Below are 26,167 nucleotides of genomic sequence, written 5' to 3'. Positions count from 1 at the left end.
CGCCGCTGACGATCCACTCGTCAACGGTGCCGGGCCTTTCATGAATGCAGGGAGGGTTACTGAACGGCTTCGATGCGCTTGATCAGGTCGGCGTAAGGCGCGCCGTATTTTTCCCGGACCGACGCCGTGGCTTCATAGAAAGGTTTTTTGTCGACGGTGATGAACTCGACGCCGGCAGCCTTGAGTTTTTCTTCACTGCTGGCCGACTTCGCATCCCACAGCGTGCGCTCCTGGGCCTGTGCGGCTTTGGCGGCTTTTTTCACCAGCGCTTGCTGGTCGGGGCTGAGTTTTTCCCAGGTGATTTTCGACATCACGATCGGCTCGGGCAGGATCAGGTGCCCGGTCAGGCTGTAGAACTTGGCGTTCTGGTAGTGGTTGTGTTCGAGCAGGGTTGGCGGGTTGTTTTCCGCGCCGTCGATCACCCCGGTCTGCAACGCACTGAAGATCTCGCCAGTGTCCATGGCAATGCCGTTGCCGCCCATGGCGTTGATGGTGTCGATGAACATCGGGTTGCCTTGCACGCGGATCTTCATGCCTTTGAGGTCGGCGAGGCTGCGTACCGGTTTTTTGGTGTAGATATTGCGCGTGCCGCCGTCCATCCAGGCCAGGGCGACCAGATTGAATTCGGAGTTGGTGATCTTGTCGAGGATCTCATCGCCGACTTCACCGTCGATGACTTTGCGCATGTGCGCCTGGTCGCGGAACACGAATGGCATGTTGAACACGTTCACGTCCGGTACCACCGGCCCGACGATGCCGAGGCTGACCCGAGCCATCTGAATAGCGCCGACCTGGGCCTGTTCGATGACTTCTTTTTCCGAACCGAGCACACCGCCGGCAAACATCTTGAAAGTCAGCTTGCCGTTGCTGTCGGTCACCAGGGTTTTACCCAGTTGTTCCTCGGCGACCACGGTCGGGTAACCGGCGGGGTGGATGTCGGCGAATTTGATTTCCAGCGCCTGGGCGGCGCTGCTGAGGGTGAAGGTGAGTGCTGCAGTGATGGGAAGTGCGGCGGCGAGCAAGGTGCGTTTGAAGTCCATGGGTTGTGTCTCCAGTCTTGTTGTTTTTTTTATTCAAGGCACAGCGATGCAGCAGAGGGGTTAAAGCAATTCGTTGAACACCGGTTCCGGCAAGCCTTTGACGCCGGGGTTGAGGGCGAACACGCCGCCGGCCAGCGACTGTTCGTCATGGTCATCAGCGGGGCGGATCGAGGTCACAAACAACGTGTCGAGCTGGCTGCCACCGAAGGCGCACATGGTCGGTTTCTTCACCGGCACGGGGAGCGAACGATCCAGTCGGCCATCGGGGGTGAAACGGTGAATCAACCCGGCGTCGTTGGCGCAGATCCAATAACAACCTTCGGCATCCACTGCCGCGCCATCGGGGCGGCCAAGGAAGTGATGCATGTCGACGAACAGTCGACGGTTGGATGGCGTGCCGCTGTCGATGTCGTAATCGAAGGCCCAGATCTGCTGCACGTTCGGGTGCGAATCCGAGAGGTACATCGTCTTGCCGTCCGGGCTGAAGCCCAGGCCGTTGGGCACGATGAAACCGCTGAGCCGGGCGTCGAGCGGCCCGGGTTGTCCGGCGCTGTAGCGATAGAGCGTGCCGTCGGCGGCGTTGGCGCCCATGTTCAGCACCATGCTGCCGGCCCAGAAACGGCCCTGACGATCACAGCGGCCATCGTTCAGGCGCATGTCGGGACGGGCGTGATCGACGTGGGCCAGCAGTTCGCTGTCGAGGCTGCCATCGTTGTGCGCGTGCAGGTGAAAGAATCCGCTTTCCATGCCGGCGACCCAGCCACCCGCGCTGTGACGAGCGATGCAGGCGAGCATTTGCGGGGCTTTCCAGGCGTGAACGTGCCCGCTGTCGGCATTCCAACGCTGTAATCCACCGGTCGGAATATCGACCCAGTACAGGGCGTTTTCCTCGGGGACCCACACCGGGCTTTCACCGACCGCATTGCGGGCATCGACAATCAATTCGACTTGCATGGCAACGCATTCCCTTGGCTTTGTTATGTGGGGATTGGCGAGGGTTCAGTCGCCGAACGGCCCGGCCGCGACAAAGGCACCACCCTGATAAATCCGGGCCGGATCATCTTCGGCGGGCATTGGTTGGGCTTCGACTTTTTCGCGGAAGACCTCGGACGTGTCCTGTGGCGCATAACCCAAGTGCGCCGCGAATCGGTTGTCCCACCAGATGCTCTTGTTGTCGGACATGCCGTACACCACGGTGTGGCCGACATTCGGGGTGTACAACGCTCGTTCGAGCAGTTGGGTCATGTCGTCGAAGCTTAGCCAGGTGCTCATCATTCGGCGGTTCTGTGGTTCCGGGAACGAGGAGCCAATGCGGATGCTGACGGTTTCGATGCCATAGCGATCGAAGTAGAAACTGGCCATGTCTTCGCCGTAGGACTTGGACAAGCCGTAATAGCTGTCCGGGCGGCGAGGGGAGTGGGCGTCGAGGGTTTCGTCCTGCTTGTAAAAGCCGATGACGTGGTTGGAACTGGCGAAAATTACCCGTTTCACGCCATGGCGACGGGCCGCTTCGTAGATATGAAATACGCCGCAGATGTTGGCGCCGAGAATCTCTTCGAACGGACGCTCCACCGACACGCCGCCGAAATGCAGGATTGCATCCACGCCTTCGACCAGTTGATGTACTGCTTGCTTGTCGGAGAGGTCGCACGGCACGACTTCTTCGCGATCATCAATGGGCGGTGCCATGTCGGCGATGTCCGACAGACGGAGTACGTTGGCGTAAGGTCGCAGGCGTTCGCGCAGGACTTTACCGAGGCCACCGGCGGCGCCGGTCAGGAGCAGGCGATTGAATGGGGATGTGGTCGTCATGTAAATCCCTGAACAGAAAATTGTAGTTATTGGGTTTGTTGTAGGTTGTCGTATGACTTGGTCGAAGTATTGTTAGGCTTTCTGGTGCTTGTCAACGCGACTTTGGTTGAAATTGACGGAGGGTCATGTTCATCCCCCGTGAGTGCGCTGAACCTGTGGGAGCGGGCTTGCTCGCGAAGGCGGTGTGCCAGGCGATATCAATAATGACTGTGCCGCCGTCTTCGCGAGCAAGCCCGCTCCCACATGGGATTTATGCCAACCTGAAAAGGTGTCCTGCCTTACAACAACGAAATCGGGTAACTGATAAAGATCCTGTTCTCATCAAATTCGTTGGTGCTGAAATCGCGGCGGATGGTCGCATTGCGCCATTTGACGTTGAGGCTCTTCAGCGCGCCGCTTTGCACGGTGTAGGCCAGTTCCGATTCGCGGCCCCATTCCTTGCCGTCGGTGATCGCTCCGGTGTGCACGTTATCGCCGCTGATGTAGCGGTTCATCAGCGTCAGGCCGGGGATGCCGAGGGCGACGAAGTTGTAGTCGTGACGCACCTGCCAGGAGCGTTCCTTGGCGTTGTCATAACTGGCGTTGTAACTGTCGTTGGCCAGCGTGCCGCCGCTGGTGCCGTTGACGCGCATCCAGGCGCTGTCGCCTGTGAGTTTTTGCAGGCCGACATAGAAGGTGTTGCCGCCGTATTTCGCCGAGAGCAAGGCGAACGCGGTTTTGTTGTCGAGGTCGCCGGCCAGCGCGCTGCCGTCTTCCTTGCCGATGAAGTAGCCGAGGTTGGCACCCAGGGTCCAGTCACCCATGGGCTGGCTGTGGCTCAGGTTGAAATACTGCTGCTGATAAATGTCGCTGAGTTCCGCGTACCAGACGCCGACCTGCGTGCGCTTTTCATTGAACGCATACTCGCCGCCGCCGAAGTTGAAGCGGTCGGAGGTGAACGCGCCTCTGCCGTTCATCGACATGTCTTCCATGCTCGCGTCATTGCGCGGGCTGTTGCCGCGGAACTGCCCGCCGTAGAGCGTCAGGCCGCTGAGTTCGGTGGAGGTGACCTGGCCGCCGCGGAAGGTTTGCGGCAGCGAGCGACCATCATCGGAGCGCAGGATCGGCAGCACCGGCATCCATTCCCCGACCTTCAATTCGGTTTTCGACACTTTGGCTTTCAGCGCCACACCCAGACGACCGAAATTGTCCGCGGGGCGACCGTCATCATGGATCGGCAGCAACTGCGTGCCGCCCGTGCCCTTACCGCCGTCGAGCTTCTGCGAGTACATACCAAGCACATCCACGCCGAAACCGACGGGGCCTTGGGTGAAGCCGGATTTAGCGTCGAGGATGAAGTTTTGCGTCCACTCTTCAGCCTTGCCCTGGGCGTTGTTCGGGTTGGTGAAGTTGCGATTGATGTAGGCGTTACGCAGGTTCAGCGTGGCCTTGGCGTCATCGACGAAACCTTCGGCCTGGCTGGTCATGGGCAGGGCGAGGGCCAGGCTGCTGCAACCGATCAGGCTGAGGGTATGGCGACGGGTGAAGGTGGGGCGAGGGGTGCTGGCGAAGGAATTGCGGGCGAGTCTGCTCACAGTAACGCTCCCTGGTTTTTGTTATTGTTATTTTTGTTATACGTCGTCGTACAACATTGGCGGCGATTATTTGCGAGGCTTTGCAGGAATGTCAATCACAAGTTATACGATGACTTGTCGAGCACCTCATCCCCTGTAGGAGCGAGGCTTGCCCGCGAAGAGGGACTGTCAGCCGACATCAATGTTGAATGACAGACCGCTTTCGCGGGCAAGCCTCGCTCCTACAGGGGGTTTGTGTTCGGGCGAAAATTGTTGGCGGTATTTTCCCTTGTCGCCCCGATCCAGAGCGGATGCTAGTCTTGACCAACGCTGTTGTCAGGGAGCCCTCATGGGCAATCACAAGATCGAGATTCGTCGCAGTAACGTCGAAAAAATTCTGCTGGGGGCCGAAAAAGTCTTCGCCGAAAAAGGTTTCGGCAGCACCGCCATGGCCGACATCGCCGCCGAAGTGCAACTGCCGCGTTCCAACCTGCATTATTACTTCAGCACCAAAAGTGAACTGTACAGCGCGGTGCTGCTGGGTTTGCTGGAGGTCTGGAAGCAGGACGCCCTGTGCTTCGAGATGTTCGACGACCCGCGAGTGGTGCTCAGCAGCTACATTCGCGCCAAGATGAACCATTCCCGCAGCCGGCCGTACGGTTCGAAAGTCTGGGCCAACGAAATCATCCACGGTGCGCCGACACTGGGTGAGAAACTGGATGCGAGCCTGTACGACTGGGCCAAGATGAAAGAAGCGAAAATTCGCCAGTGGGTGGAGGACAAACGCATCCTGCCGGTGGAGCCTTCCAGCCTGCTGTACATGATCTGGGCCTCGACCCAGCATTACGCCGACTTTGATCACCAGGTGAATATTCTTAATGATCACCAGCCGCTGTCGGACATGCAGTTCGAGCGGGCGGTGCAGACGGTGACGAGTGTGATATTGCGTGGGATCGGGTTGGAGCCTTGAGGTTTGCGGCGCTGCAGCTGGCCTCTTCGCGAGCAAGCCCGCTCCCACATTAGATCTTTAGCGAACACAGGATTTGTGTGCGAAGGTGATCCACTGTGGGAGCGGGCTTGCTCGCGAAGGCGTCAGTTCAGGCGCCGCTGTGTTCAGACCGCGACATGGTACGGATTCCTCGGATCATGGTTCCAATCCAGAAACGGCTTGCCCGTATCCATCGGCACCATCTCGATGCAATCCTGCACCGGACACGTGATCTGACACAGATTGCACCCCACGCACTCATCATCGATCACTTCATATTTATGCGTCCCGTCCGCCTGCTTGAGGCTCGCAATCGCCTGGTGCGAGGTATCTTCGCAAGCGATGTGACAACGACCGCAACCGATGCACGCCTCCTGATCAATCTTCGCAATCACCTGATAGTTGATGTCCAGGTACTTCCAGTCCGTGGTATTGCCCACCGCACGTCCGGAAAACTCCGAGACACTGGCGTAGCCCTGACTGTCCATCCAGCGTGACAAACCGTCCTTCATCTCCTCGACAATCCGGAAACCATGCAGCATCGCCGCCGTGCACACCTGCACCGAGCCGCTGCCCAAGGCAATGAATTCCGCCGCATCGCGCCAGCTGCCGATGCCGCCAATGCCACAGATCGGCAAGCCTTGGGTCTGCGGATCGCGGGCGATTTCGGCGACCATGTTCAGCGCAATCGGCTTCACCGCCGAACCGCAATAACCACCATGGGTGCTTTGGCTGCCGACGGCGGGATTGGCGACCATGCGCTCCAGATTGACGCTGGTGATCGAGTTGATGGTGTTGATCAGCGACACCGCATCAGCCCCGCCCCGGTAAGCGGCACGGGCGGCGACGCGGATGTCGGTGATGTTTGGCGTGAGTTTGACGATCACCGGCAGCGAGCAATAAGTCTTGCACCAGCGGGTGACCTGCTCGACGTATTCCGGCACCTGGCCGACCGCCGCGCCCATGCCCCGTTCCGGCATGCCGTGGGGGCAGCCGAAATTCAGTTCGATGCCATCGGCCCCGGTGGCTTCCACCAGCGGCAGGATGTTTTTCCACGACTCTTCGACGCAGGGCACCATCAGCGACACGATCAGCGCGCGGTCTGGCCAGTCCTTTTTGACCTGAGTGATTTCCCGCAGGTTGATTTCCAGCGAACGGTCGGTGATCAGTTCAATGTTGTTAAAACCAAGCACCTCCCGATTAGCCCCGAAGTGCGCCGAGTAACGCGACGATACGTTGACCGCCGCCGGGTCCTCACCCAGGGTTTTCCAGACCACGCCGCCCCAGCCAGCCTCGAATGCGCGAACCACGTTGTAGGCTTTGTCGGTCGGCGGCGCGGAAGCCAGCCAGAACGGATTGGGGGCCTTGATGCCGGCGAAAACAATCGAGAGATCGGCCATTTACGCAGCCTCCACGTTGAGCATGAGTTGAGCGTTGATGGCCTCGGCGGCCAGCTTGCCGTGCTGCACGGCCTGCACGGTGAGGTCCTGATCGAGGCTGGTGCAGTCGCCGCCGGCATACACGCCCGGAATGCTGGTGCGCAGCTGTTCATCGACGAGGATGCGGTCGCCCTGACGCTTGAGTTCACGGGCCAGCGGATCGGCGAGGGCGCTGCCGTCGAAAGCCTGGCCGATGGCTTTGAAGATCGCGTCGGCGGCCAATTCAAAGGTTTCGCCAGTGGTTTGCAGGCGACCTTCCGCCAACCGGGTGCGGGCGAAGCGCATGCCGCGCACCTTGCCCTGATCGTCGAGCAGCACTTTTTGCGGTTGAGCCCAGGTCAGCAGGCGCACCTGATTGGCCTTGGCGATATCCTGTTCGTGACCGGTGGCGCCCATGTCCTCGACGCCGCGGCGGTACACCAGATTCACGTCGCGGGCACCGAGGCGGGCCATTTGCACGGCCATGTCGATGGCAGTGTTGCCGGCACCGAGCACAATGCAGTGCTCGGCCAGTGGTAGTTGCGTCAGGTCATCGGCCTGGCGCAGTTCGCGGATGTAGTCGGTGGCGGCGAGCAGGCCGGGGGCATCCTCGTGGGCCAGTCCCAACTGTTTGCTGGCGGCCAGGCCAAGACCGAGGAACACCGCGTCGAATTGCTGATGCAGTTCGCTGAGGGTCAGGTTGTCGCCGAGCTTCTGCCCGTGGCGAATCTCGATCCCGCCAATCCCCATCAGGAATTCAAGCTCCTTCTGCGCGTAATCGTCCACCAGTTTGTACTTGGCGATCCCGTATTCGTTGAGGCCGCCAGCCTTTTCCCGCGCCTCGAAAATCACCACGTCATGGCCGTGCATGGCGCTACGGTGCGCGCAGGACAAACCGGCCGGGCCGGCACCCACCACGGCGATGCGCTTGCCGGTTGCGGCGGCGCGTTGGAACGGGTGTTCGCTGAAGTGTGCGTTGTCCACGGCGTAGCGTTGCAACAGGCCGATCAGCACCGGCGCGCATTCCTGGGCGTTGTTGCGCACGCAGGCTTGCTGGCAAAGAATCTCCGTCGGGCAGACCCGGGCGCAACTGCCGCCGAGGATGTTCGCCGAAAGGATTTTCTGTGCCGCTCCCTGAACGTTTTCCTGATGGATATTGCGGATGAACGACGGAATATCGATGTCGCTCGGACAGGCATTCACGCACGGCGCGTCGTAGCAATACAGGCAGCGCGAGGCTTCCAGATGCGCCTGACGATCGTTGAGTGGTGGCGCCAGATCGGTGAAATGGCCGGCGAGGGCGGCCGCGTCCTCATGGGGATGCGGGAGGTGGTTCAGGGTCTTGATCACGGTGTTGGCCTCACGGTTATTTGAGGTATTGCCTCTGGTGGGCATTGGTTTTTGTGTTGTCAGGACTGCCGCCTTCGCGAGCAAGCCCGCTCCCACATTTGGAATGCGTTCCCTTGTGGGAGCGGGCTTGCTCGCGAAGGCCGAAGGCCTCGATTTCAGCGTTTCACAGCAACCGGCCTATGCAGCTCAGCCCGCTTGCTCAGCAAATCAAACACCGCCGGATACGCCGGCCGTTCGACATACCGACCGGCACCACGCTCGGCCCGCAAATCACCATCGGCCCACACCACTCGGCCCTGGCTGACGGTATGGCTCGGCACGCCGCGCACGGTCTTGCCTTCAAAGATGTTGAAGTCGACTTGCTGGTGATGGGTCTTGGCTGAAATCGTCCGCGTGCCTTCCGGGTCCCACAGCACCAGATCGGCATCGGCACCCACACGGATCGCACCCTTGCGCGGGTAGAGGTTGAAAATCTTCGCGGTGTTGGTGGAGGTGAGGGCAACGAAGTGCTGCATCGACAAGCGTCCGGTGTTCACCCCTTCATCCCAAAGCACTGCCATGCGGTCTTCGATACCGGCGGTGCCGTTGGGGATCTTGCTGAAGTCGTCACGACCGGCAGCTTTTTGTTCGGCGCAGAAGCAGCAGTGGTCGGTGGCGGTGGTGTGCAGGTTGCCTGATTGCAGGCCGTGCCAAAGGGCTTCCTGATGGCCGCGAGGACGGAAGGGCGGGCTCATCACGTAACCGGCGGCGGTTTGCCAGTCCGGGTGTTGGTAAACGCTGTCGTCCAGCAGCAGATGCCCGGCCAGCACTTCGCCGTAGACCTGTTGGCCCTTGCTGCGGGCATAGGTGATTTCGTCGAGGGCTTCCTTGGTCGAGACGTGGACCAGGTACAGCGGCGTGCCCAAGGTTTCAGCAATGCGGATCGCCCGGCTCGCGGCCTCACCTTCCACCTGCGAAGGCCGTGACAGCGGGTGCGCTTCCGGCCCGGTCATGCCCTGGGCCATTAACTTGCGTTGCAGGTGATAGACCAGCTCGCCGTTTTCCGCATGCACGGTTGGCACTGCGCCCAATTCCAGGCAACGTTCGAAACTTGCCACCAGCGTATCGTCGGCGGCCATGATCGCGTTCTTGTAGGCCATGAAATGCTTGAAGCTGTTGACGCCGTGATGGCTGACCAGCTCGGCCATTTCTTCGCGGACCTGCTCGCTCCACCAAGTGATGGCGACGTGGAAACCGTAGTCCGACGCCGACTTCTCGGCCCAGCCGCGCCATTGATGAAATGCCTCCATCAACGATTGCTGGGGGTTGGGAATCACGAAGTCGATGATCGAGGTGGTGCCGCCGGCAAGCCCCGCTGCGGTGCCGCTGAAGAAGTCTTCGCTGGCCACCGTGCCCATAAAGGGCAGTTGCATGTGAGTGTGGGGATCGATGCCGCCGGGCATCAGGTATTGGCCGCTGCCGTCGAGCACTTCGGCGTCGGCGGGAACATCGAGGTTTTCACCGATGGCTTTGATCACGCCGTCGGCGCAATAGACGTCGGCGCGATAACTTTCATCATGGGTAATAACGGTGGCGCCACGGATCAACAGAGACATTCCGAGTTCCTCGCAGGCATTGACCGACTGATGCCGGTTCTAAATGTTTTATATGAAGCAGACGCCAATCGGTGTATTCCTGTCAGCGCTGTCAAGAATAGACGCTAGCTGCAGTTTGTCGATTGAGCAAGAATATTTTCTATAAGCTTATTACTGATTTAACTGATTGATAAATAACGATTAAATACGAAAATCACCAAAATGGTGAGGCCTCTCACCATTTTGACGCACTTGACAGGTTCCAAAAATAGACGAGATTTTCTATGTGAAATCAGCCGCTTGTGGATGGTCTATGGTTGATGCGCAATCTTTCAAAAAAGATCGACGCACCAGATTGAGTCCTGACTGTTCGGACAACTTGCCTGACATTCGGCCTGAGTGGCATGGCAACTCACCGCGGATTCAATAGTTGGATAAATAAAGCTGATTAACATCAGTTGGTTAGCGAAACTTTATGGCACTGCCCGATGCGTAAGCGGGGCACCCGGCACGTTTATTGATGCCGCCGCTGACACCTTGGCCGGTCCGTAAAAGTTGTCAGTTTCTCCGGCCATCGTCCGGCTAGCGCACTCGCGCCAGCCCCCGATGAGCAAAAATAATCAAAAGAACAGTGGAGCGGCCATGCAACAGATCAGATCGCAAGTGACCGAGCGCGACGGCTTGTTTGAGCTAGAAGCCGGCAGCGACGTCCTCGACAGCCCCCGTTACAACCACGACATGGCACCGACCAAGGTGCACGAACGAACCTGGAACAAATGGCACATCACCGCGCTGTGGGTCGGCATGGCGATCTGCGTACCGACCTACACCCTCGGCGGCGTGCTCACCGCTTATTTCGGCCTGAGCGTCGGCGAAGCGCTGCTGGCGATTCTGTTCGCCAACATCATCGTACTGATCCCGCTGACCCTGAACGCCTTTCCCGGCACCAAGTACGGCATTCCATTTCCGGTGTTACTGCGCTCATCCTTTGGCATCCTCGGTTCGAACATTCCGTGCCTGATCCGTGCCCTGGTGGCGTGTGGCTGGTTCGGCATCCAGACCATGTTCGGCGGGTTGGCGATTCACCTGTTTCTCGGGTCGGTGTTCGATGACTGGAAAGCCCTCGGCGGCACCGGTGAAGTGATCGGCTTCATGGTGTTCTGGGCCTTGAACCTGTGGGTGGTGATTCGCGGCGCGGACTCGATCAAATGGCTGGAAACCCTCTCGGCACCGTTGCTGGTACTGGTGGGCGTGGGGCTGCTGGTATGGGCGATGCCGAACGTATCGATGAGCGAATTGATGGCGATCCCGGCCAAGCGTCCGGAAGGGGCCAGTGTGGTCAGTTACTTTGCCGCCGGACTGACCGCCATGGTCGGCTTTTGGGCCACGTTGTCGCTGAACATTCCGGACTTCAGCCGCTACGCGAAAAGCCAGAAGGACCAGATCATCGGGCAGATTATCGGCTTGCCTCTGACCATGTTCCTGTTCGCCTCCCTCGGTGTGGTGATGACGGCCGCTTCGGTAAAACTGGTGGGCGTCACTGTTTCCGATCCGGTCACGTTGATTGGTCATATCCAGAGCCCGGTCTGGGTCGCCCTGGCCATGGCACTGATCATCATCGCCACATTGTCGACCAACACCGCGGCCAACATTGTTTCGCCGACCAACGACTTCCAGAACGTCGCGCCCAAGATCATCAACCGCACCAAAGCGGTAATCCTCACGGGGCTGGTCGGGTTGGCGCTGATGGCCCATGAACTGTTGAAGAAGCTGGGGCTGATCGTTTCGGATCTGAGCCTGGAGACGGTGTATTCCAACTGGTTGCTGGGCTATTCGAGCCTGTTGGGGCCGATTGCCGGGATCATGGTCGTGGACTATTTCCTGATCAAGAAACAGCAACTGGATCTGGCCGGACTTTACCGCGATGACGTTTACCCGGCGTGGAACTGGTTTGGCTTTATCGCGTTCGGCGTGCCGGTGGCGTTGACGCTGCTGTCGCTGGGCAGCGATGCGTTCAGCTGGTTCTACAGCTACGGCTGGTTCACCGGCTCAGTCCTTGGTGGGCTGATTTATTACGGGTTGAGTGCGATGCGGCCGAGTCCTACTGCCGTGAAAACTGCGGTGTGAGCAATTGATCGTTCCCACGCACTGCGTGGGAATGTAGTCCGGGACGCTCCGCGTCCCAGAAGCGGACGCAGAGCGTCCATGGATGAATTCCCACGCGGAGCGTGGGAACTATCAGAAGAAAAACTGAGGAGATCACCATGAACGCTGCCATAGACGTTCTGCAGTCCACCCATCAGCACATCAATCGCGACCGTCTGTGGCAGTCGCTCATGGACCTGGCCAAACTCGGTGCCACGGTCAAGGGCGGCGTCTGCCGGCTGGCCCTGACCGACCTCGACCGCCAGGCCCGGGACATCTTCGTGAACTGGTGCGAGGAAGCCGGCTGCACCGTCAGCATCGACGCTGTCGGCAACATCTTCGCTCGCCGTCCGGGGCGCAACCCGAACCTGCCCCCGGTGATGACCGGCAGCCACATCGATACTCAACCCACCGGCGGCAAGTTCGACGGCTGCTTCGGCGTGCTGGCCGGGGTCGAAGTCTTGCGCACCCTCAATGACTTGGGCGTGGAAACCGAAGCGCCGCTGGAAGTGGTGGTCTGGACCAACGAAGAAGGCTCGCGCTTTGCCCCCTGCATGATGGGTTCCGGCGTGTTCGCGGAAAAATTCACCCTCGAAGAAACCTTGGCCAAAGTCGATGCCGAAGGCGTGACCGTCGGCGAAGCTTTGAACGCCATTGGCTACGCTGGCCCGCGCAAGGTCAGTGGCCATGCCGTTGGCGCCTATTTCGAAGCCCACATCGAGCAGGGCCCGATTCTTGAGGACGAGCGCAAAACCATCGGCGTGGTGATGGGCGCCCTCGGGCAGAAATGGTTCGACCTGAAACTGCGTGGCGTCGAAGCCCACGCCGGCCCGACACCGATGCACCTGCGCAAGGATGCTCTGGTCGGCGCTTCGGTAATCGTCGGCGCGGTCAATCGCGCCGCCCTCGGCCATCAACCCCACGCCTGCGGCACCGTCGGCTGCCTGCAAGCCTACCCCGGCTCGCGCAACGTGATTCCCGGCGAAGTGCGCATGACCCTGGATTTCCGTCATCTGGAGCCGGCTCGTCTGGACTCGATGATCGCCGAAGTTCGCGAAGTCATCGAAACCACCTGCGAGGAACACGGCCTGACGTTCGAACTGACACCCACCGCCGACTTCCCGCCGCTGTACTTCGACAAGGGCTGCGTCGAAGCGGTACGCGGCGCCGCCCAAGGGTTGGGTTTGTCGCACATGGACATCGTCAGCGGGGCAGGGCACGACGCGATCTTCCTCGCCGAACTCGGCCCGGCCGGGATGATCTTCGTGCCTTGCGAAGGCGGCATCAGCCACAACGAAATCGAAAACGCCGCGCCGGATGACCTGGCCGCAGGGTGTGCGGTGTTGTTGCGGGCGATGCTGGCGGCTTCGGATTCGATTGCCAGCGGAGAACTTGCGGCCTGAAGATCAAAAGATCGCAGCCTTCGGCAGCTCCTACGCGCCTGTGGGCGCCGCCGAAGGCTGCGATCTTTCGCTTTTTACCTATTAAAAACGTCCCCACGTCACAAACCGGAATCCTCAATCGTCATCCTGTTGAACCCCTCAATTAGCGGAGCAACACGATGTCGTCCAACACCCAACCGGTCAACCTGCTGCAATCCATCCCTCAGGTTTTCGAGAGCTTGACCCAAGTCCATGTCACCCTCGACAGTCATGACCTGGACCCGACCCTCAAACACCTGCTGCACCTGCGTGCCTCGCAGATCAACCAATGCGGTTTCTGCGTGAAGATGCACACCCGCGAGGCGCGCGAAGCCAATGAAACCAACGAGCGCCTGGACCGCCTGATCGTCTGGCGCCATGTCAGCGATTTCAGTGCCTCGGAACGCGCCGCCCTGGCCTGGACCGAAGCCCTGACCATCCTCGACGAAAAGACCGATTACGCCAGCCTGCGCGGCGACTTGCGCGAGCATTTCAACGATGCTCAGATCGGTGCCTTGACGGCCGAGATCGGCATGATCAACCTGTGGAACCGTTTGCAGGTGTCGAGGCACTGATCGATGAACTCCGCTGAAAACGCCGCCGCTGTGTTCGAACAGCGCCGGCCCTTTTTGCTCGGTCTGGCGTATCGCATTCTCAGCTCGCGCACCGAAGCCGAGGATGTGGTGCAAGAGCTGTTCATCAAATGGCTGGAGGCCGACCGGGCCTCCATCACCACGCCAGCCGCCTGGCTCACCACGGCCTGCACCCGGCACTGCATCGACCTGTTGCGTTCGGCGCACACGTCACGGGTCGACTATATCGGCACCTGGCTGCCGGAGCCGATTCACACCACCCATCAGCATTCACCCGAACACATGCATGAACTGGCCTCGTCATTGTCCACCGCGTTCCTGCTCTTGCTGGAACGGCTGACCCCCAAGGAACGCGCCGCGTACCTGCTCTACGAAATCTTCGACATGGATTACGCGCAAGTGGCCGAGGCGATCGGAGTCCAGGAAGCGGCTTGCCGCAAATTGGTATCCCGGGCCAAGGCCGGCCTGGGTAGCGGGCAAATCCGCTATCAGCCGGAACCCGCGCGTCAGGACCAGTTGCTGAACGCGTTCCACAGCGCCATCGCCAGCGGCTCAACCGCGTCCCTGACTGCGCTGCTGGCCGAAGACGTCGAGCTCTGCGCCGACGGCGGCGGCAAGGCCTCGGCCATCCGCGAAACCCTGTTCGGCATCAACAGCGTGCTGGATTTCATCGGTCAGTCGCTTCATGCCTACTGGCAGACGTACGAATGGTTACCCACGCAAATCAACGGCGGTCAAGGCGTGATCATCAAGGCCGATGGCGTCATCACCGCATCGATGACCTTCGACTTTGACAAGGCAGGGCGGGTGAACCGGATTTTCATCATGCGTAATCCGGACAAGTTGGCGGGGTTGGAGACGGGGTTGGACGTGCGGTAATGCATCGACCCGAAAAGATCGCAGCCTTCGGCAGCTCCTACATTGACCGAGTACACCCGCGATCAGGCAGATACACGCTACCCCCGTAGGAGCTGGCGAAGCCTGCGATCTTTTGATCTTCCGATTTGTCAGGCGAAAAGATCGCAGCCTTCGGCAGCTCCTACATTGACCGAGTACACCTGTGATCATGCGGATGCACGCTACCCCCGTAGGAGCTGGCGAAGCCTGCGATCTTTTGATCTTCCGATTTGTCAGGCGAAAAGATCGCAGCCTTCGGCAGCTCCTACATTGACCGAGTACACCCGCGATCAGGCAGATACACGCTACCCCCGTAGGAGCTGGCGAAGCCTGCGATCTTTTGATCTTCCGATTTGTCAGGCGAAAAGATCGCAGCCTTCGGCAGCTCCTACATTGACCGAGTACACCTGTGATCATGCGGATGCACGCAATCCCTGTAGGAGCTGGCGAAGCCTGCGATCTTTTGATCTTGATTGTTCAAATCCAAATAGCATCCCACAACGGATAATCACCCACCCGTTTCACCAATCCCGCACGCAACGGATTCATGACGATGTAACGCGCTGCGTCCTTGATGTCTTCATCGCGCCGCAAAGCCCGATCGTAATATCCTCGTTGCCATAATCGGCCTTGGCTGCGACGCACAAGATTAATCGAACGGCTGCTCCTGGATTTGATGCGGCACATCAGCTCGGCCAACGTGCCGTGTTTCAATTCCAACAACCAGTGCAGGTGATCAGGCATCACTACCCAAGCCATGGAGTTGACCGTCGAGATTTGATCAGCACTGCGCAGTTGGTCGACCAGAAGCCGTCCCATCCGCCAATCTGCGAACACCGGCTCTCGTTGATGAGCGACGACGGTCAACAGATAAATACGACCCGCTTCGGAAAATCGAGTCTTGCGCAGGCGACATCCATTTGCAGCGACAGGCATTCCTTTGCCTCCTTGATGTGGGTTGTCAGATGAACGTTAGTCGTTAGTACGAGCGGCGTGGATGAAAGCGTTTTCGGGATATGTCGAATGCACCCGAAGACGGCGTACACCGGAGACCACACGGATGTACGCTACCCCCGTAGGAGCTGGCGAAGCCTGCGATCTTTGATCTTGATCTCTTGGGGACCACTGAAGATCAAAAGATCGCAGCCTTCGGCAGCTCCTACACCGACCAAGTACACCCGTGATCGCGTGGATGTACGCACTATCGCAAACCCCCGCGGTCGTAATCTTCACAGGGCAGCGCGTAACGGCGCCGCCGCAACCGTGGAGATCCAATGAGCCAGGACGTCCTGACCACCGAAACCAATCGCCGCCAGTTGCAGCAGATCATCGCCGGGCTGTCCGACGGGGTGATTCTGCTTGAGCTCGACCAGACGATCCTGTGGGCCAATGACGCCGCGCTGACCATGCACGGTGTCAACCGGATCGGTGAGCTGGGGGCCAATGCCAAGGAATATGCGAAGCGGTTTGCCTTGCGCTATCGCAACAATCATCCGGTAGCGACGGATAATTATCCAATCAGCCGCGTTGCCCGTGGCGAGATGTTCAGTGATGTTCTGGTTGAATTGACGCCAGTCGAAAACGACGAGCGCACCTGGGTTCACAGCGTGCGCAGCATGGTGTTGGCCGACCACGCGGGTGAGCCGGAGTCGTTGGTGCTGATCATGAGCGACGTCACCGAATGGGCCAGCGCCGAGCAGCGTTTCGAAAAGACCTTCAATGCCAACCCGGCCCCGGCGGTGATCTGTCGTCTCAGTGATTTGCGCTACATCAAAGTCAATCAGGGCTTCCTGGAAATGACCGGCTATGCCCGTGATCAGGTAATCGGCGTTTCGACCTATGAGCTGGATGTGCTGGAGCACGCGGAAAACAAGGACCTGGCCAAGCAGCGTTTACGTGACGGCGCAACCATTCCGCAGATGCAGGCCGAACTGCAATTGCCCGACGGTGGCAGCAAACAGGTGATCGTTGCCGGGCAACCGCTTGAGCTCAACGACGAAGATTGCATGCTGTTTTCCTTCGTCGACATGGAGCTGCGGCACAAGGCCGAAATCGCCCTGCGCCATAGCGAGGAACGGTTCGCCAAAGCCTTTCGCCTCACCCCGGTGCCGATCCTGGTGTGCAGCGCCGACGATCAAGTGGTGATGGACGTCAACGAAGCCTTTCTCGATACTCTCGCGCGCCCCAGTTCGGAAGAGGTGCTCGGCAAGACGGTGGCGCAACTGGGTTTCATCGATGACGCGGGCGCTCGCATGCAGCTGTTTGCGGCCTTGGAGAAAACCGGGCGCGTGGATCGCATCGATGTCCGGGTGCGCAGGAAGGATGCCGGGCTGATCGATTGCGCCGTCTCGGCGGACACTGTGAACATTCAGGACGGCGCTTGTTATCTGCTGGTGTTGATGGACATCACGGAGCGCAAACGCACCGAGCTGGAATTGGTGTCGGCGATTGAAGAGGTGATGAAAGACGCTTCCTGGTTTAGCCGCACGCTGATCGAAAAACTCGCCAACGTGAAGAACGTCAATTCGCCGCAATTGCCTAGTGTGTCATTCACCGACCTGACCGCCCGGGAGCGCGATGTGCTTGGCCTGATTTGTGAAGGCCTCGCCGACAAGGACATCGCCGCGCGCCTGAAACTGGCGCCTAATACGGTGCGCAATCATGTCTCGACGGTGTATTCCAAGCTCGACGTGCACAGCCGCAGTGAGGCGATTGTATGGGCTCGCGAGCGGGGTCTGTTCTCCAGCGAGAGGCGGCCCAAGGGGCAACGTTAAGATGCAAATGCACTAGTTGAGATGGTGCAATTTGATGTGTTGCCCGGGTGCTGGTTTTTCTAGGCTGTCAGGGTGCGATACGTGGCTTCGGGTCGGTATCGCGTCCACTTCGATGCAGCTAGAAGGAACAGTCACATGGGTGCGAACAGATCAAGCATGGGGTCGATTTTGCGTCGTCGCCAAGGTGAATCGGGATGATTCATCTGACGCAATTGCGTATGCAACTGGAACGGAGTTTTTCGCCGTTGGCCTGTGAGTGTGCGCTCACGGGGGATAATTCGTTGACGGTGAAGCTTTATCACCCGGCGACGGGGCAGGTGGATCTGGTGGTCAGTGGGTTGAGCGTGGCGATGCTCAGGACGCCAGAGGCAATGGCGGCGTTGATTGAAGAGTTGCGGTATGAGCTTGAGAGCATTGGTCTGAATCGGTCCAATGCTTTGTAGGCGCTGGCTTGCCAGCAATGGGTCATCACCGTGATTTTCGCTGTACGCAACCGGTCCATGGATTTTGTGCGGATGTTTTGTTGTCACACATAGGTGTCGATCACTTATCGCGGGTCAGCCTATGAACACTCTTGGGAAGCGCGTTTTTTCGCCACTGTCGTTCGCACTCTGTGCAGCGATTCTCGGTGGTTGCGCCAGTCCGCCGCCTCCGCCCCCTGCTGAGCCGCCACCGCCGCCGGTTCGTACCTGTCAGACCTCCGAAAATACCGATGTGCTGGGGGATATGAGGGCGGAAGGGCAGGTGACCCGGACCACGACCCTGACCCGTTGCGTGACTCAGTAGGCCTGACAAGGCTGCAACGTAATGGCGTTTCGGTATACCGCCAGTGGCCCTCTGTGCCACTGGCGGGTGTGGTCGGCTCAGACTTCCTCGATCCCGACCCAACGTGATTCCCTGGCCGCCAGGCGAATCGCGGTCGCGAGCCGTTCGACTTCCCACGCCTGTTCGAAGTCCGTTCCCCCCTGACTGATCCCGGTCAGTGCCATCACCAGGTCATGCACTTCTAGCGTCTTGAGTTCGTTGTAACCCAACTGGTGCCCCGGTGCCGGGCTGAAAGCGGCATAACCCGGCAAGTCCGGCCCCGCCAGCAGGCGCTGGAAACCGCCTTGCCCTGCACGATATATCCGCAGTTCATTTAAACGCTCCTGATCGAACGCCAGGGTGCCGCGAGTGCCGCTGATTTCAAAACTCAGGTGATTTTTGTAACCGTGCTTGAGCCAACTGCTGCTGAACGTTCCCCGGGCGCCGTTGGCGAAGCGCAGCAGTGCATGCACCTGATCGTCCACCGCGATCGTGCGTTGCTCCTGACTGCCAGCGGTAGCGGGGCGCTGCCGGTGGACGGTCTGGGTGTCGGCGCACACCGACTCGATATCGCCCAGCAGATAACGGGCCATGGCCAGCAGATGGCTGCCCAGATCCGCCAACGCACCGCCGGCATGATTGGCGTCGCAACGCCATGACCAGGGTGATGCGGAGTCGGCCATGAAGTCTTCGCTGAATTCACCCTGGAAACTGATGATGTGCCCCAACTCACCATTTTCGATCAGTTCACGGGCCAGGCCGATGATCGGGTTGTGCTGATAGTTGTAACCCACCCGCGTCACCACGCCTGCTGCTTTGGCCGCCATACGCATGGCGTTGGCCTGTTCCAGATCCACCGCCAGGGGTTTTTCGCAGTACACCGGTTTACCGGCGGCGAGGGCGGCCATGGCCATGGGGTAGTGCAAATGGTTGGGGGTGGTGATGGCGATCAGGTTGACCTTGGGGTCATTGATCAACTGTTGCCAGTCACTGTGGGCTGTTTCGAAACCCCAGGCATCGGCGCAATGTCGGGCGCGCTGCGGGTCGGCGTCGGCTAGGGCGGCGAGTTTGAGCTTCAGCGGCAATTCAAAAACGGCGCTGACGTTGCGAAAGGCCAAGGCATGGGCGCGGCCCATGAAACCTGTGCCGATGAGTCCGATACCGAGTTCGCGCATAGCCGGGGTCCTTTGGATTTTATTTTCAGGAGGGCTATTTATGGAATAAATATTCGCTAATTGCAATCGTATGGAATAAATATTCTCTTTCGGTGCGATGTCAGGAAGCAGCGGGAATGGCTACAACGCCTTACGACATTACCTACAACCACGCCGGAATCCGCTGGCTTGCGCGTCTTGCTCCCTGTCTCTATCGTTTCCATGTGCGCAGATCAACGACAAATCGCGGGCTTTGATGACGGGATGTACACCGCAGACTATATTGGCCACTAACTAATCAAATTTGAGCAATGCAACAAAGCTCAAATAGAGGTGGCTATGTCGAAGGATTTCGAAAAAACGACCTATGTTTTCGTTGATGGTGATCGTCACGAAGCTAAGGCTGTGCGCGATTTTGCGGGATTCCAGCACGGCGGCATCGTCCGGCTAACGAACGGCAAAATCGTTAGCGGTCGTGCCAGTACTGTAAATTCCGAGAAGACATACGGACTTATCGCAGCAGCGGTTGCAAAAAGTGGATCAGGAGTGATGCTCAGTATGCATAGCGAAGGAAACAAAACATCGACTGAGACTGGCTGGGTAATGGTCGGTTCTAACGGCACCAAGATATCAGCCGCCACTTGTGCTTCGGTGCGTATCGATGAATATGCCACTGAAATGCTCAAGGATCCCAACAAGGTTCGGGAGTTTTTCAAACGTGTGAATGGGGAAGGCAAGGCTCGCTGATGTATTGCATTTCTCCTTCGTTTGTTCTTGGTTTCCATGGGTGCGAGCGAGAAATTGGCGAGCGTGTACTGGCTGGCGAAGCAACGCTCCTCGATAGCACTAATGACTATGATTGGCTTGGTCGTGGCGCCTATTTTTGGGAAAACAACCCACAGCGCGCGCTGAGCTTTGCGACTAATGCACAAAAGCGGAGCTCTATCAAAAATCCATTTGTGATTGGGGCCGTGATTGACTTGGGTCGTTGCCTGGATTTCACAACGGAGAGTGCATTGCGTGAAATCCGTCAGACCTACCTCTGGCTTGAAGCCGCCTCAAAAGAAGAGGGCGGTCAACTTCTTAAGACGAATAATCCGTACCTACGTCGTTTGGATTGCCAAGTCATTGATGCCTTGCATACCTTCCGGGAATTTACGGAGGCACCTGCATATGATTCTGTTCGTTCACCATTCTGGGAGGGCGAACGACTTTATCCAGGTACGGACTTTATGCATGAAACTCATGTTCAGCTGGCGATCCGTAACGTAAAGAGCATCAAGGGCTATTTCAGAGTTCTGGATTTGACCGGGAAGCCGGTTGAGTTTGTGCGGAGTGAATAGTGTCGTTACCAAAGGCAGCCCTGAGGCTGCCTTTTGTGTCTCTGGTGAATCGAATCAGGACAGAAAACCACCATCCACATTCAACGAAACCCCAGTCGTGTAGCTCGACGCATCACTCGCCAGATACAACACCGCACCGGCCATTTCGCTCGGATCCGCCACACGCTTGAGCGGAATCTGCTGCAGCGCGGTTTTCAGGATAGCGTCGTTTTTCACCAGCGCCGAAGCAAACTTGGTGTCGGTCAGGCCCGGCAGCAGGGCGTTGCAGCGGATCCCAAACTGCGCACATTCCTTGGCGAAGACTTTGGTCATGTTGATCACCGCTGCCTTGGTCACCGAGTAGATGCCCTGGAAAATCCCCGGCGAAATACCATTGATCGAGGCGACGTTGATGATGCTGCCGCCACCGTGTTCGCGCATCAGCTTGCCGGCTTCCACCGACATGAAGAAATAGCCGCGAATGTTCACGTCGACGGTTTTCTGGAAGGCGCTGAGGTCGGTATCCAGTACGTTGCAGAACTGCGGGTTGGTCGCCGCGTTATTGACCAGAATGTCCAGGCGCCCGAACTGTTCGCGGATGCCGGCGAAGACTTGGGTGATCTGCTCCATCTCACCGATGTGGCAGGCGACGGCGGTGGCCTTGCCGCCAGCGGCGATGATCGCGTCGGCGACGTGCTGGCAGCCATCAAGTTTGCGGCTCGAAACGATGACGTGGGCACCTTGCTGCGCCAGCAGTTTGGCGATGGCTTCACCGATGCCACGGCTGGCGCCGGAGACGAAAGCGATCTTGCCGTCGAGGTCGAACAACTGAGTCTTGGACATGATTTTTCCTAGTTATGGGGCCGCGATCAGAGGGTGGATTTCTGGATGACTTGCAGGCTCATCTGCTCCAGCAGTTTGTTCATGTGAATGAACTGCGCGAAGCGTTTGTCCTGGGTCTGACCATGGAAGAATCGGTAGTAGATCTGCTGCACGATGCCGGCCAGACGGAACAGGCCGTAGGTGTAGTAGAAGTCGAAGTTGTCGATCTGGATGCCGGCGCGCTCGGCGTAGTAATCGACGAATTCACGGCGGGTCAGCATGCCGGGAGCGTGGCTTGGCTGGCGGCGCATCAGTTGCACCGGCGCCGGGTCGTCGGCTTCGATCCAGTAGGCTAGGGTGTTGCCCAAGTCCATCAGCGGGTCGCCGAGGGTGGTCAGTTCCCAATCGAGCACGCCGATGATCTGCATCGGATTCTCGGGGTCGAGGATCACGTTGTCGAAGCGGTAATCGTTATGGACGATGCTTGACGTCGGGTGATCGGCCGGCATCTTGTCGTTGAGCCAGGCCTTGACCACTTCCCACTTCGGCGCATCCGGGGTCAGGGCTTTTTCGTAGCGCTCGCTCCAGCCTTTGATTTGCCGCGCGACATAACCTTCGGGTTTGCCGAGGTCGCCCAGGCCATAGGCCTTGTAGTCGACCTGGTGCAGTTCCACGAACTTGTCGATGAAGCTTTTGCACAGGCTTTCGGTCTTCGCTGAATCAAGGCCCAGTTCTGGCGGCAGTTCGGAGCGCAGGATGATGCCCTTGACCCGTTCCATCACATAGAACTCGGCGCCGATCACTGACTCGTCGGTGCAGTGCACATAGGCTTTGGGGCAATAGGGAAAGCCGTCCCGCAGCTGATTGAGGATACGAAATTCGCGGCCCATGTCATGGGCAGACTTGGCCTTGTGGCCGAACGGTGGTCGACGCAGGACGAATTCCTGTTCGGGGTATTCCAGCAGGTATGTCAGGTTCGACGCACCGCCCGGAAACTGGCTGATTTTCGGTAAGCCGCTCAGGCCCGGAATGTGCGCCTTGAGGTACGGATCGATCAGGCTGGCATCGAGTTCTTCGCCGGAGCGGATACGGGTGGACTGGTCAGTAAGCGCCATGCTTATCCCTTCTGCTTATTTTGGAGGCCAGACATCATTGGCTAATCTAATGGTGCGCCGGGGTGGCCACAAGCGCGGCACGGTCTTATAGGTTAGCGTGTTGCCGGATAATCAGCGTTCCTGATGTGCACGAACAGGCTCGGCGGACTATGGTTTCAGGGGAGCGCCGCTCCCAGGAAGGAGATTCGACATGGGCTGTCCGCAAGTTTGCGCCACCGCGACCCTGCAATGCAGTTTCGGTGCCGCGCCAGCGGTACTCAACGTGCTGCCGGTGAACCGTACAATGACCGGGGGCATGCCGGCGGCGAACATCATGGACCACATTCCGCTAGTGAACGTCATGCCGTTCGGCACGTGCATGAGCATGGCCAACCCGATGGTCGCGGCCGCCACCGCCGCCGCGCTTGGCGTGCTCACGCCGATGCCATGCATCCCGGCCACCGCCACCCCGTGGATTCCCGGCGGTGCACCGACCCTGCTGCTGGGCGGTATGCCGGCCATCGACGCCAACAGCACCCTGATGTGCAATTGGGCCGGAGTGATCAAGATTGTGATGCCTGGACAAATGCAGATGCTGATTCCCTGACGGCTGATCGGAACATCCTCTCCGTCCATGTACACCCGTGATTTGCGGTGTACGCAACCCCCGTAGGAGCTGCCGCAGGCTGCGATCTTTTGATCTTGATCTTAAAAAACAAAATCAAAAGATCGCAGCCTGCGGCAGCTCCTACAGGGGATCGCATCCGTCGCGGTTTTTTTCGGCACGATGCCGACGCAGGGAACAAAGCAATCTCAGGCCTGCTCGGGATCACTCCAGCGCCTGAACCACCAGCGCACCCTCGAAATCGGCTTGCCCTCGGTATCCAGCGGTCGACCATCGGCAGCAAAACCCTGTTCCGGCTCCAGCAACTGACCATTGAGATATCGAGCCTCGACGGCGGGTTTGCCGTTGGGATGAAAGCGCTGATACCGGCCCTCGCGCACGCCATCGCGGTAGAACTCGGCCTCCGCCAGTTGCCCATCGGGAAAGTAATTGAACGCCTCGCCATGCAGCAGCCCTCGGCGGTAAGTCGCCTTGCGCTGCAGCCAGCCTTGCGGCGCATAAAAACTGGCGATCCCCTGCAGCTTGTCACGAACAAACGGCAGCTGCGCCGAGACCTTGCCGTTAGGGTGATAGAGCAGGGTAGTGCCTTGCAGCTCGCCCTGGCTGTAGTGCAAATCAGCCTGCGCGCGCCCGTCATCCTTGATGTGCAACGCACCGTCGAGTTGGCCATCGAGCAAGCGACCTTTGAGCTGTTTATCGTTCTGCTGCAAGTCCAGCGGCGTGATGGGCATGGGTTCTCCTTGTGTCAGTTGACCTGCACCAGACCACCCTTGATGGTCAGCATGCCGCCGCCATCCACGGTCTGTGAAGCGGCGGCCTTGTTGGTCAGGCTGATCCCGGCATCGTTGGTCATTGTCGTGCCGGCCTTGTTCTCCAACGAGGTACCGGCCTGATTGCTCAGGGAGGTGCCGGCCTTCTGGCTGATCGAGGTGCTGGCCTCGGCCGCCAGATCCGCGCCACTCTTGATTGTGAAACTGCCGCCACTTTGCAGGGTCAGGGTGCCAGTCACTTTGATGGTCAGATTGCCGTCCACCGTCAGGCTGTAATCACCGGTGACCTTGTGCGTGTAGTTGCCACCGGTGCTGTGGGTCTGGTCTGCGCCGACGGTCACCGTGCGACTGTCCTTCACATCGAGATTGTCACTGCCAGTCTGGATGGTCACGCTGCGTTTGCCTTTCTCCAGGGTCACGGTCTCGTCGCCTTCTTTCACCGTGCGCGTACGGGCGTTCTGTACGGTCAGGGTTTCGTCGTGGCCGACAGTGGCGGTGGTGTCGTTGAGCACGTTGATCTTCAGATCTTTCTGCGCCTGGAGAAACACCTCTTCGGCGTCCTTCTTGTCCTCGAAGCGCAGCTCGTTGAAACCACCGCCGCCCTTGGACGATTGGGTCTTGATCCCGGATTGGGTCTGATTCGCCGGCAGCGCATAGGGCAGGGCGTTGTCACCGTTGTAGACGCAACCGGTCACCAGCGGCCGATCGGGATCACCATCGATAAACGTCACGATGACTTCCTGGCCGATGCGCGGTACGAACTGCATGCCGAAACCCTTGCCGCTCCAGGGCAACACGACCCGCACCCAGCAGGAACTGGCTTCGTCGTTCTTGCCATCGCGATCCCACGGGAACTGCAACTTGATCCGGCCGTATTCGTCGGTCCAGATTTCTTCGCCCGATTTGCCGACCACAATCGCCGTTTGCGTGTGCATTCGCGGCTTCAGTGTGGTTCTCGCCGGGCGGTAAGGTGTGGTCTTGGGGATGGCTTCGAAGCGATTGCGATAACTGTCATGGCTGGCTTCGTGAGTCACCGCCGTCACCACCCAATCGATATTTAACGTCGAATCATCGTGCCCTGCGAGAGTGAACCAGTGCCCCGGCACCAGCCAGCGGCAATCGCTTTCACCGACAAAGCGCTTCTCCTGACTGCGCAATCCATCGACTCGCTGCTTGGTCAGCGCATCGCCCCGCGCTTTGGCGTTGTAGCTGCCCGGGTGCTCGTACATCGACCGCGGCCCGGCGACTGCTTCGGCCTGGCTGTAGAGTGAAGTGGTCGGCGTGGTGAACTCGTAATCCGTCGCCTGATACACCCCGGCCACCGCTTGCACGCAGACCTGTCCGGAGCGAATACCGTGCAGTTCTCGCTCACCCAACTGCTGGCCGAGGTAGCTCACTTTTGGCCCATTGGGGATCGGCACGAAAGCATCGTTGCTGTCTCCCAGCACCAGCGTGTGCTTGCCAGCCTCGTGGGTGAAAAACCAGAAGATTCCTTCTTCTTCCAGCAACCGCGAAACGAAAACGAAATCGGTTTCGCCGTACTGCACGCAGTATTCGCGTGGGGTGTAACTGCCGCTGAGCTTCAGCAGGAAATCGGTAAAACCATGAGCCTTGAAAATCGTGGTGACGATGTCTGAGGTGCTGAGGTTTTGGAACACGCGGTTGTTGCTGGCCAGGGTCAGCCACCAGAGCCACGGGCGTAACACCAGTTGATAGCGTTCAGCGGTGGCATCGGCCGGGAGTTGGCGGATTTCCGCGACCAGCGCGTCGAACGGGCGGGTCAGGGCATCGTTGTGCAGGGTGGTCGTGACGTGAGTGGCAATGGCGATGGACAGGGTGAAGGCTGCACCGTCGTTGAGGCCGTTGAGGGTTTGCGTGCCCAGTGTATTGAGGGTTTCTTCGCCGGACAGCGACTCAGGGTATAACGCCGACAACGAGGCGGCGGTGAGGGAAAGGGTAGTGTTGCTGTCGGTGGTGCGGGTCATCGAAACGGCCTTGGTTAGCGATCAAT

At 59.0% G+C, this 26,167-nt stretch carries 23 protein-coding genes; 10 read left to right on the top strand and 13 right to left on the bottom strand.

The features are described from left to right. Positions 1-56 precede the first annotated feature (56 nt). The 4 genes from TU81_RS09270 to TU81_RS09255 all read right to left on the bottom strand — a co-directional run bounded on the left by TU81_RS09270 (position 57) and on the right by TU81_RS09255 (position 4,426). Positions 57-1,040 (bottom strand): TRAP transporter substrate-binding protein, encoded by a 984-nt coding sequence (locus TU81_RS09270; protein WP_048394635.1) that lies wholly within the window; start codon positions 1,038-1,040, stop codon positions 57-59. Positions 1,041-1,100: 60 nt separating this feature from the next. Beyond that, complete coding sequence (locus TU81_RS09265; protein ID WP_048394633.1) at positions 1,101-1,994, bottom strand: SMP-30/gluconolactonase/LRE family protein; 894 nt, start codon at positions 1,992-1,994, stop codon at positions 1,101-1,103. Between the two features lie 45 nt (positions 1,995-2,039). After that, complete coding sequence (locus TU81_RS09260) at positions 2,040-2,852, bottom strand: NAD-dependent epimerase/dehydratase family protein (protein WP_048394631.1); 813 nt, start codon at positions 2,850-2,852, stop codon at positions 2,040-2,042. A 278-nt stretch (positions 2,853-3,130) separates the two neighbouring features. Beyond that, complete coding sequence (locus TU81_RS09255; RefSeq protein WP_048394629.1) at positions 3,131-4,426, bottom strand: OprD family porin; 1,296 nt, start codon at positions 4,424-4,426, stop codon at positions 3,131-3,133. Between the two features lie 328 nt (positions 4,427-4,754). On the opposite strand from TU81_RS09255, the gene TU81_RS09250 reads away from it, so the two are divergent. Continuing rightward, on the top strand, positions 4,755-5,375 hold the full coding sequence (locus TU81_RS09250; protein WP_007899508.1) for a TetR/AcrR family transcriptional regulator: 621 nt from the start codon (positions 4,755-4,757) through the stop codon (positions 5,373-5,375). Between the two features lie 143 nt (positions 5,376-5,518). Here the strand turns inward: TU81_RS09250 and preA are convergent, their stop codons facing one another. The 3 genes from preA to hydA form a co-directional block, all read right to left on the bottom strand. Continuing rightward, on the bottom strand, positions 5,519-6,793 hold the full coding sequence (gene preA / locus TU81_RS09245; protein ID WP_038984168.1) for an NAD-dependent dihydropyrimidine dehydrogenase subunit PreA: 1,275 nt from the start codon (positions 6,791-6,793) through the stop codon (positions 5,519-5,521). Then, positions 6,794-8,161: an NAD(P)-dependent oxidoreductase gene (locus TU81_RS09240; RefSeq protein WP_048395304.1), complete on the bottom strand. Its 1,368-nt coding sequence runs from the start codon at positions 8,159-8,161 to the stop codon at positions 6,794-6,796. A 155-nt stretch (positions 8,162-8,316) separates the two neighbouring features. Further along, a complete protein-coding gene (gene hydA, locus TU81_RS09235; protein ID WP_048394628.1) occupies positions 8,317-9,756 on the bottom strand; it encodes a dihydropyrimidinase in 1,440 nt (479 codons plus the stop codon). Between the two features lie 621 nt (positions 9,757-10,377). Here hydA and TU81_RS09230 point away from each other — a divergent pair. The 4 genes from TU81_RS09230 (at position 10,378) to sigJ (ending at position 14,773) form a co-directional block, all read left to right on the top strand. After that, a complete protein-coding gene (locus TU81_RS09230) occupies positions 10,378-11,862 on the top strand; it encodes an NCS1 family nucleobase:cation symporter-1 (protein ID WP_048394626.1) in 1,485 nt (494 codons plus the stop codon). A gap of 137 nt (positions 11,863-11,999) precedes the next feature. Then, positions 12,000-13,283: a Zn-dependent hydrolase gene (locus tag TU81_RS09225; protein ID WP_038984165.1), complete on the top strand. Its 1,284-nt coding sequence runs from the start codon at positions 12,000-12,002 to the stop codon at positions 13,281-13,283. A gap of 158 nt (positions 13,284-13,441) precedes the next feature. Then, positions 13,442-13,876 carry a carboxymuconolactone decarboxylase family protein gene (locus TU81_RS09220; RefSeq protein ID WP_038984164.1) on the top strand — a complete coding sequence of 145 codons (435 nt, stop codon included), beginning with the start codon at positions 13,442-13,444 and terminating at the stop codon, positions 13,874-13,876. Positions 13,877-13,879: 3 nt separating this feature from the next. Continuing rightward, complete coding sequence (sigJ, locus tag TU81_RS09215) at positions 13,880-14,773, top strand: RNA polymerase sigma factor SigJ (RefSeq protein ID WP_048394624.1); 894 nt, start codon at positions 13,880-13,882, stop codon at positions 14,771-14,773. Between the two features lie 495 nt (positions 14,774-15,268). Here sigJ and TU81_RS09210 read toward each other — a convergent pair whose 3' ends face one another. Beyond that, positions 15,269-15,727, bottom strand: a complete 459-nt coding sequence (locus TU81_RS09210; RefSeq protein ID WP_038984162.1) for an REP-associated tyrosine transposase — start codon at positions 15,725-15,727, stop codon at positions 15,269-15,271. Positions 15,728-16,065: 338 nt separating this feature from the next. On the opposite strand from TU81_RS09210, the gene TU81_RS09205 reads away from it, so the two are divergent. Together TU81_RS09205 and TU81_RS09200 are read left to right on the top strand one after the other, a co-directional pair. Next, entirely contained in the window at positions 16,066-17,565 is a 1,500-nt protein-coding gene (locus TU81_RS09205) for a helix-turn-helix transcriptional regulator (protein ID WP_048394622.1), read from the top strand. Positions 17,566-17,759: 194 nt separating this feature from the next. After that, positions 17,760-18,008 (top strand): DUF1652 domain-containing protein, encoded by a 249-nt coding sequence (locus TU81_RS09200; protein WP_038984160.1) that lies wholly within the window; start codon positions 17,760-17,762, stop codon positions 18,006-18,008. A 420-nt stretch (positions 18,009-18,428) separates the two neighbouring features. Here the strand turns inward: TU81_RS09200 and TU81_RS09195 are convergent, their stop codons facing one another. Then, positions 18,429-19,544, bottom strand: coding sequence for a Gfo/Idh/MocA family protein (locus TU81_RS09195; RefSeq protein ID WP_038984159.1), 1,116 nt, complete (start codon positions 19,542-19,544; stop codon positions 18,429-18,431). Positions 19,545-19,862: 318 nt separating this feature from the next. Between TU81_RS09195 and TU81_RS09190 the strand changes: the two genes are divergently transcribed. Both TU81_RS09190 and TU81_RS09185 read left to right on the top strand, forming a co-directional pair. After that, on the top strand, positions 19,863-20,270 hold the full coding sequence (locus TU81_RS09190) for a hypothetical protein (RefSeq protein ID WP_038984158.1): 408 nt from the start codon (positions 19,863-19,865) through the stop codon (positions 20,268-20,270). After that, a complete protein-coding gene (locus TU81_RS09185) occupies positions 20,270-20,866 on the top strand; it encodes a hypothetical protein (protein WP_038984157.1) in 597 nt (198 codons plus the stop codon). The genes TU81_RS09190 and TU81_RS09185 overlap by 1 nt, the downstream gene beginning before the upstream one ends. Positions 20,867-20,920: 54 nt before the next feature. Here the strand turns inward: TU81_RS09185 and TU81_RS09180 are convergent, their stop codons facing one another. Continuing rightward, positions 20,921-21,688 (bottom strand): SDR family oxidoreductase, encoded by a 768-nt coding sequence (locus TU81_RS09180; protein WP_008009686.1) that lies wholly within the window; start codon positions 21,686-21,688, stop codon positions 20,921-20,923. A 26-nt stretch (positions 21,689-21,714) separates the two neighbouring features. Then, positions 21,715-22,782 carry a phosphotransferase family protein gene (locus TU81_RS09175; RefSeq protein ID WP_048394620.1) on the bottom strand — a complete coding sequence of 356 codons (1,068 nt, stop codon included), beginning with the start codon at positions 22,780-22,782 and terminating at the stop codon, positions 21,715-21,717. A 190-nt stretch (positions 22,783-22,972) separates the two neighbouring features. On the opposite strand from TU81_RS09175, the gene TU81_RS09170 reads away from it, so the two are divergent. Then, entirely contained in the window at positions 22,973-23,368 is a 396-nt protein-coding gene (locus TU81_RS09170) for a DUF4280 domain-containing protein (RefSeq protein WP_018929674.1), read from the top strand. Positions 23,369-23,574: 206 nt separating this feature from the next. Here the strand turns inward: TU81_RS09170 and TU81_RS09165 are convergent, their stop codons facing one another. Both TU81_RS09165 and tssI read right to left on the bottom strand, forming a co-directional pair. Next, on the bottom strand, positions 23,575-24,117 hold the full coding sequence (locus tag TU81_RS09165) for a toxin-antitoxin system YwqK family antitoxin (RefSeq protein WP_048394616.1): 543 nt from the start codon (positions 24,115-24,117) through the stop codon (positions 23,575-23,577). 14 nt (positions 24,118-24,131) lie between these two features. Continuing rightward, entirely contained in the window at positions 24,132-26,141 is a 2,010-nt protein-coding gene (tssI, locus tag TU81_RS09160) for a type VI secretion system Vgr family protein (RefSeq protein ID WP_048394614.1), read from the bottom strand. Between the last annotated feature and the right edge of the window lie 26 nt (positions 26,142-26,167).

The sequence above is a fragment of the Pseudomonas lini genome (genome assembly GCF_001042905.1).
Classification (GTDB): domain Bacteria; phylum Pseudomonadota; class Gammaproteobacteria; order Pseudomonadales; family Pseudomonadaceae; genus Aquipseudomonas; species Aquipseudomonas lini.
This window is presented reverse-complemented; position numbering and strand designations above follow the sequence as displayed.